Below are 6729 nucleotides of genomic sequence, written 5' to 3'. Positions count from 1 at the left end.
GGGTAATACAACGAGGCAGCCAACCTCTGAACCTTTGAACGTTGAACCTTTGAACCCAATATTTGATTAGAGGTGGAGCGTTTTGTCCAAAATTTCACCGCACCATCTATCATTATTTACGAGATCTGCACTTAGACTCTTTATCAAGGCTTTTTTCAGCCGCCTCGATAGCGGCCTTTACGTTTTCCGTGGCTGTTCCACCAAAAGATGTTCTGCGGTTTATCATTTGTTCGGTAGTCAAAACGTCGAAAACATCCTTTTTTATCAGTGATGAAAAGGACTTTAATTCTTTTAATGTAAGTTCCTGAAGCTCTTTCTGCTGCTTGAGTGCATAGCTAACAGCCTGGCCGACACAGTTGTGGGCTTGACGGAACGGCATACCTCTGGTCACAAGGTAATCAGCCAAGTCGGTTGCGTTTAAAAAACCTGAAGTCGCGGCCTGCTGCATGGCTAACTGGTTTACGATCAGCTTCGGGAGCATATGGATGTTAATTTCGATACATTCTTTTAATATATCGACCGTATTGAACAAAGCGGCTTTATCTTCCTGCATGTCGCGGTTATAAGCCAGCGGCAACGCCTTCATAATGGTCAACAAGGCTGTCAAATCCCCAAAAACTCGACCGGTTTTGCCGCGGACCAGTTCAGGTACATCCGGGTTCTTCTTCTGAGGCATGATGCTGCTACCGGTGGCAAAGGCATCCGGAAGTTCAATAAAACCGAACTCGGCTGACGACCATAAAATAAGCTCTTCGGACAGGCGGCTTAAATGCACCATGCCAAGGCTAGCTGAAGATAAAAATTCGATAATATAATCCCTGTCTGAAACCGCATCCAGACTGTTGGCCGATACCTTGGGGAAGTCGAGCAGTTTGGCCGTGTATTCGCTATCAATGGGATAGGTTGTCCCGGCCAAAGCCGCACTGCCTAACGGCATGATGTTTATACGTTTCAAGCCGTCGCTGAACCTGTCCGCATCGCGCGAAAACATTTCATAATAAGCCATCAAGTGATGCGCAAGCAGAACCGGTTGGGCTCGCTGCAAATGCGTGTATCCCGGCAGGACGACTTCTATATGTACCTTGGCCAGAGCAACGATGACTTTTCGCAGCTCAACAAGGCGCTCAATTACATTTTTGGTCTCATCCCTCAAATACATTCTAACATCAAGGGTCACCTGGTCATTACGACTGCGGGCCGTATGAAGTTGCAGGGCGACCTTGCCCACTTTCTGAACCAGCCGGGTCTCAATATGCATATGAATATCTTCGAGGCTGTCATCAAAGGCAAACTTGCCCCGATCAAGCTCTCTTTTAATTTTACCAAGGCCCTCGATCAGCAAAAAAGCCTCTTCTTCTGAAATAATCGAAACTTTGGCCAGCATCCGGCAATGGGCGACGCTGCCTTCGATATCGTAAGGGTAAAGCCGTTTATCGATATCAATTGAAGATGTAAAGGCTTCAACAAGCATGTCTGTTTTTTCGGAAAATCGACCGTTCCAGGGTTTTTCAGACATATATACCTCTGGCCTCATGTGCATATGCAGTTTTAAGTTATAAAATTTCATCCAAACAGTCCACCAGGGAATCGATCTCTTTTTTTCCAATGGTCAATGGAGGAATAAAACGCAAAATATTATCCTGGATGCAGTTAATCATAAATCCTTTTTCCAGGCACAAATTGACAACCGGCGCCCCTTCTTTGTTGAGCTTCATCCCCAGCAGCAGGCCGAGTCCGCGAACATCCACAATTGATTCGTGTCTGCTTTTCAGCCATAAAAGTCTTTCCTTGAAATAGGCCCCGATTTTACCGCAGTGATCAACGATATTATCCTCGTCAAGTATTTTGGTAACCTCAAGTGAAGCTGCGGTCACAACCGGCGTACCACCGAATGTTGAAGCATGTGAACCGGCTCCAAAGGCCTCGGCCACATCTTCTACGGCCAGCATAGCGCCAATGGGCAGTCCATTGCCGAGAGCCTTGGCCAAGGTCATAATATCCGGTTCAACGCCGAAATGTTCATACGCAAAGAGCCTGCCGGTACGCCCGATTCCGGTCTGGATTTCATCAAATATCAGAAGTGCACCGGTTTCATCACACAACTGCCTGACCCTTTTAAGGTATTCGGGTTCCGGGCAGCGCACGCCGCCTTCGCCCTGAATCGGCTCCATGATAACGGCACATGTTTTTGCATCGATTTTATTTTGCAAGGCCTCAATGTCGTTAAACGAAACAAAATCAAAACCCTCCAAGACAGGTTCAAAGCCCTGCTTTATCTTGTCCTGGCCGGTAGCGGAAAGGGTGGCCATGGTGCGCCCGTGAAAAGATCTCTCCATGGATATGATCCGGTAGCGACGGTTTGCACCTTTTTCCTTGAAGTACTTTCTGGCCAGCTTTATGGCGGCTTCATTGGCCTCAGCCCCGCTGTTGCAGAAAAAAACCCGATCTGCAAAACTGTGCTTTACAAGCCAGGCGGCGAGCTCAACCTGCGGAACCGTATAGTAGAGGTTGGAAACATGCACAAGGGTTTCCGCCTGGGTGGCCAGTGCCTTTGTAATCCTTGGGTGTGCATGGCCGAGGTTGCATACGGCTATCCCGGCAACAAAATCGGTGTAACTTCGGCCTTCTGTATCCCAGAGCGTGCATCCCTTGCCTTTGGTAATCACAATGGGAAATCTTGTGTAAGTCTTGGCAATAACATGCTCTGCTTGATCGATTATCTCTTTTTTCATAAAGAGTCCTTTACAGCAAAATCTTCCTTTTATGGACGAAAACCAACCTGGATTTCTCATAGTCTGATGCGTTCATTTACAAGGCATTCAGGGATGAAGCTGTAGTTTGTCTACCGCGAATCCCTGATAACGCAGTAAATGGGCGTAGCAGGCTGTGAGAAATTCGGGTTAAAGGATGTATCTGCTTAAGTCCTCATCATCCTTGATGTCTTTCAATTTATTTTTCACATATAGTCGGTCTATAACGATGCTCTTTTCCTGCAAGTCCGGTGCATCAAAAAGAATATCTTCCAACAGACACTCCATCATGGTATGGAGCCTGCGGGCGCCAATATTTTCAGTCATATTATTAACTTCTTCGGCAATTCTGGCGATATCTTCGACAGCATCATTTTCAAAGACCACCTCAACACCTTCGGTCTTTAAAAGCGCCATGTATTGCAGCAAAAGGGCGTTTTTCGGTTCGGTCAGTATCCTCACAAATTCTTGCCAGCCCAGCGAATCAAGCTCCACTCGTATGGGAAACCGTCCCTGAAGTTCCGGTATCAAATCAGAAGGTTTGACGGTATGAAATGCACCGGAGGCGATAAAAAGAATGTTGTCGGTCTTCACCGGACCGTACTTGGTGGTTACCGTGCTCCCTTCCACGATGGGAAGCAGGTCACGCTGAACACCTTCCCTGGAAACATCAGGACCCTGTGTACTGCTCTTGCCGACAATCTTATCAATCTCATCTAAAAAAATTATCCCGGCCTGCTCCACTTTCTCAATAGCCTGCTTTATCACCTTGTCTAAATCCACAAGGTTCTGAGACTCCTCGGCCGCCATCGTCTTCATTGCTTCCGGCACCTTTACTTTGCGCCGCTTGGTACTTTTAGGTATAAGACCGCCCAGCATATCTTTGAAATTGATCCCCATCTCTTCCATGCCGACGTTTGAAAATATTTCCACCACCGGCATGGCCCGGTCGGATACGTCCAGATCAACATATCGATTATCAAGTTTGCCGTTACGCAGCATGCTTCTTAGCTTTTCTCGTGTAGAAGAGGACTCATCACCACCGGACGATGACAAAAGTTCAAGCCGCGTTTCGGCTGTAGCGTCACCCTTTTGGGCCTGATGTTTCTCCGACTTCGGAAGCAAAAGATCGAGCATTCTCTCTTCAGCGATCTGCCAGGCTTTGTCCTTGACAACCTCCTGCTCTCTGACTTTAAGTTTGTTTACGGTAAGTTCGAGAAGATCCCTAATCATGGATTCAACGTCGCGACCAACATATCCTACCTCGGTAAACTTGGAGGCCTCAACCTTATTAAACGGAGAATCCGTAAGATTCGACAGGCGCCTGGCAATCTCGGTCTTGCCTACTCCGGTGGGACCGATAAGTATAATATTTTTGGGTGCTATCTCATCCCGCAGATCCTCCGGCACCTGCTGCCTGCGCCACCGATTCCTTAAGGCAATGGCGACCGAACGCTTTGCTTTGTCCTGGCCGATTATATACTTGTCAAGTTCTTTAACAATTTCTTTTGGCTTAAGATTGCTCATAGTTGAAGTCCCTTGAACGGTTATTATAACTCTTCAATCGTCACAGCTTCATTGGTAAACACACACAGGGAACCTGTTATTATCATGGCTTCTTTTACAATACCTTTTGCATCAAGATCGGTATGCTTGATAAGGGCCATTGCCGCCGCCTGGGCTCCGATTCCGCCGGAACCGATACCCATGACACCCTCATCGGGTTCGATAACATCACCGCTGCCGGAGATGAGCAACATGTTGTTTTCATCGACGGCGATCATGATAGCCTCAAGACGCCTTAAATATTTGTCGGTGCGCCAGTCTCGGGCCAACTCAACGGCACTACGGGTCAGATTGCCGTTATAACGCTCTAATTTGCCTTCCAAACGTTCAGAAAGGTTCATAGCATCGGCGGTGGCACCGGCAAATCCCACAATGATTTTGTCGTTGTAAATCCTTCTGACCTTTTTAGCCTTATGTTTAATGACCGTATTGTTCAAAGTCACCTGGCCGTCGCCGGCAACCGCCACCCTGCCCTTATGCCTGACAGCCAGTATGGTTGTACCTCGAATTTTCATTGTTTTTTCACCTTCTAGGGTGTGCCTTATCATACGCCGCCATCAATCTGTCGATGCTCACATGCGTATATTTCTGCGTGCTCGAAAGGCTTTTGTGCCCCAAAAGCTCCTGCACCACCCTTAAATCCGCACCGGCATCAAGCATATGAGTCGCAAATGTGTGCCGCAGCGCGTGCGGTGAAACAGGTGCCAAAAGTCCGCATTCTTTGGCAGTTTTATCAAGAATGCGGGCAATCGATCGCACTGTAAGCCGGCCCTGGTTTTTATTTAAAAAAAGCGGGGCCTTTGAATCATCCGATATGCCTGATTCCTCCCGCAGTCTTTGCCGGTAAGCTTTGATGGCCTCCAGTGCTTTCCGGCCGATGGGTACAATGCGCTCCCGATCGCCTTTTCCAAGAACACGAATCACACTTTTAGTAAAATCGACATCAAACAGATTCATGCCGGAAAGTTCAGACACGCGTAGTCCGCACGAATAAAGTGTTTCAAAAATAGCACGATTCCTTAACCCTGCCAGATTATCGGCCTTGATGGAATCCAGAAGCCTGAACATATCATCGACCGGAAGATAAGTTGGGATCGTTTGCTCCTGCTTGGGCGTCAGAATCAACTCTGCCGGATTTTCCAAAATAACCCCGTGTTTGACAAGGTACCTGAAAAAGCTGCGAAGAGCCGAAAGCTTGCGGGCTATCGTAACCTTTTTATTTTTTTTATATAAAAACCCCAGGTAACCTCTTATCATCAAACCCTCGACCTGGTCGGCCCTGAAAGAGTCTGCCTCCGTTTTACTCATATTCTCTGAAAACCAGCTACTAAAAATAAAAGCTGCAAACTCTTTGAGGTCGTGCAAATACGCGCGGCATGTATTCTCAGAATACCCCTTTTCAGAGTAAAGGGATTTGACAAAAGAACTGATCAGGTTTTTCAAAGAAGTCGAGTTCATTTAAATTCTATAAGCGATTCTAACTCTTTCCAGTTGCTGACTTCCATAAACGGATGGTGCTCCCGGTTCCACGGTTGCTTGAACAACACCGGCACCAATCCGGCGGCCTGAATTGGAAAACATGTCTCAAGCCGGTCTTCTACAAAATAGGTAATATCTCTTTCTACAAGCACATCAACCTTGGCCTCAAATGAACCGGTGGCAACCACTTCTATTGACCCGGGATCAAGTGTCAGGACACTTTTTACCCAGTCGTCGATGGGATTCAAATATGGCCGCGCCGTTACAAAAAGAATCGACCCGTTTTGTCTGCCCAGCCGCGACAAAACCTCGGGGGCTCCCGCTATGGGTTTTAACGGCACATTGTAATCACCATCCATTATCCTGTTTATAATTGAGCCTATAATTGCGGCATCGAGGTCGAGGCATTCTTCCAATTGATAGCAGGTGATGTCTTCGAGCCTGATCCAGTCAATGTTATATTCGTCACGGGCAATATCCAGGAATAATGTCATGGTGTCGGCAACGACGCCATCAATATCAAAGGCAATCGACGCCGGATCGATCCTAATATTCGTCATTTGTCATTTGCTGTTTGTCGTTGGTCACTTGCTTGCCCCGTGAAATTCACGTAGTGACAGCACAGCGCATTTCACCGGGGTCATTGGTCACTGGTCACTTGTCATTGGTCCTTTATAAAAAAAGTTGTTCTCCCGATTAGTTGATGCAAAGGGTTCTGCCAACCCTTGCTGAAAGTGCTTCCCCAGCGCGGCACTCCAATAACCAATGACCACTGACGAATGACTAATGACCAATTACGCTGCCCTGCGAGTCTTTTTCTTGAGCCTGGTAATGCGGCGTCGATAAATCGCCGCCATTTTGGCGTCATTTTTACTCAAGGCCGTTTCGCGTTCAGTCTTCAATTCCTTAATCTTTTTCTTAATTTCCCGAACCG

General features: G+C 47.3%; 6 protein-coding genes. All 6 read right to left on the bottom strand.

The window, feature by feature from the left end; translation table 11 throughout:
* Positions 1 to 112 precede the first annotated feature (112 nt).
* The 6 genes from argH to V3S16_RS13190 all read right to left on the bottom strand — a co-directional run bounded on the left by argH (position 113) and on the right by V3S16_RS13190 (position 6355).
* The gene (gene argH, locus V3S16_RS13215) at positions 113 to 1516 is read right to left on the bottom strand and encodes an argininosuccinate lyase (protein WP_413885682.1); all 1404 of its coding nucleotides are present in this window, start codon (positions 1514 to 1516) and stop codon (positions 113 to 115) included.
* Positions 1517 to 1553: 37 nt separating this feature from the next.
* Positions 1554 to 2732, bottom strand: a complete 1179-nt coding sequence (locus V3S16_RS13210; RefSeq protein ID WP_413885680.1) for an acetylornithine transaminase — start codon at positions 2730 to 2732, stop codon at positions 1554 to 1556.
* Between the two features lie 168 nt (positions 2733 to 2900).
* Positions 2901 to 4277, bottom strand: a complete 1377-nt coding sequence (hslU, locus tag V3S16_RS13205) for an ATP-dependent protease ATPase subunit HslU (RefSeq protein ID WP_413885678.1) — start codon at positions 4275 to 4277, stop codon at positions 2901 to 2903.
* 23 nt (positions 4278 to 4300) lie between these two features.
* Positions 4301 to 4831 carry an ATP-dependent protease subunit HslV gene (hslV, locus tag V3S16_RS13200; protein WP_413885676.1) on the bottom strand — a complete coding sequence of 177 codons (531 nt, stop codon included), beginning with the start codon at positions 4829 to 4831 and terminating at the stop codon, positions 4301 to 4303.
* 7 nt (positions 4832 to 4838) lie between these two features.
* On the bottom strand, positions 4839 to 5774 hold the full coding sequence (gene xerA / locus V3S16_RS13195) for a site-specific tyrosine recombinase/integron integrase (protein WP_413885674.1): 936 nt from the start codon (positions 5772 to 5774) through the stop codon (positions 4839 to 4841).
* A complete protein-coding gene (locus tag V3S16_RS13190) occupies positions 5771 to 6355 on the bottom strand; it encodes a 5' nucleotidase, NT5C type (protein ID WP_413885672.1) in 585 nt (194 codons plus the stop codon). The genes xerA and V3S16_RS13190 overlap by 4 nt, the downstream gene beginning before the upstream one ends.
* Positions 6356 to 6729 lie beyond the last annotated feature (374 nt).

This window comes from Candidatus Desulfatibia sp. (genome assembly GCF_036446775.1).
Taxonomy (GTDB): domain Bacteria; phylum Desulfobacterota; class Desulfobacteria; order Desulfobacterales; family UBA11574; genus Desulfatibia_A.
Note: the sequence above shows the minus strand (reverse complement) of the source record. Positions and strands in the feature narration are given on the sequence as shown.

Excerpts from the sequence above, each read along its gene's own strand:
- argH (WP_413885682.1), bottom strand. The coding sequence starts at position 1,516 with ATGTCTGAAAAACCCTGGAACGGTCGATTTTCCGAAAAAACAGACATG.
- V3S16_RS13210 (WP_413885680.1), bottom strand. The coding sequence starts at position 2,732 with ATGAAAAAAGAGATAATCGATCAAGCAGAGCATGTTATTGCCAAGACT.
- hslU (WP_413885678.1), bottom strand. The coding sequence starts at position 4,277 with ATGAGCAATCTTAAGCCAAAAGAAATTGTTAAAGAACTTGACAAGTAT.
- hslV (WP_413885676.1), bottom strand. The coding sequence starts at position 4,831 with ATGAAAATTCGAGGTACAACCATACTGGCTGTCAGGCATAAGGGCAGG.
- xerA (WP_413885674.1), bottom strand. The coding sequence starts at position 5,774 with ATGAACTCGACTTCTTTGAAAAACCTGATCAGTTCTTTTGTCAAATCC.
- V3S16_RS13190 (WP_413885672.1), bottom strand. The coding sequence starts at position 6,355 with ATGACGAATATTAGGATCGATCCGGCGTCGATTGCCTTTGATATTGAT.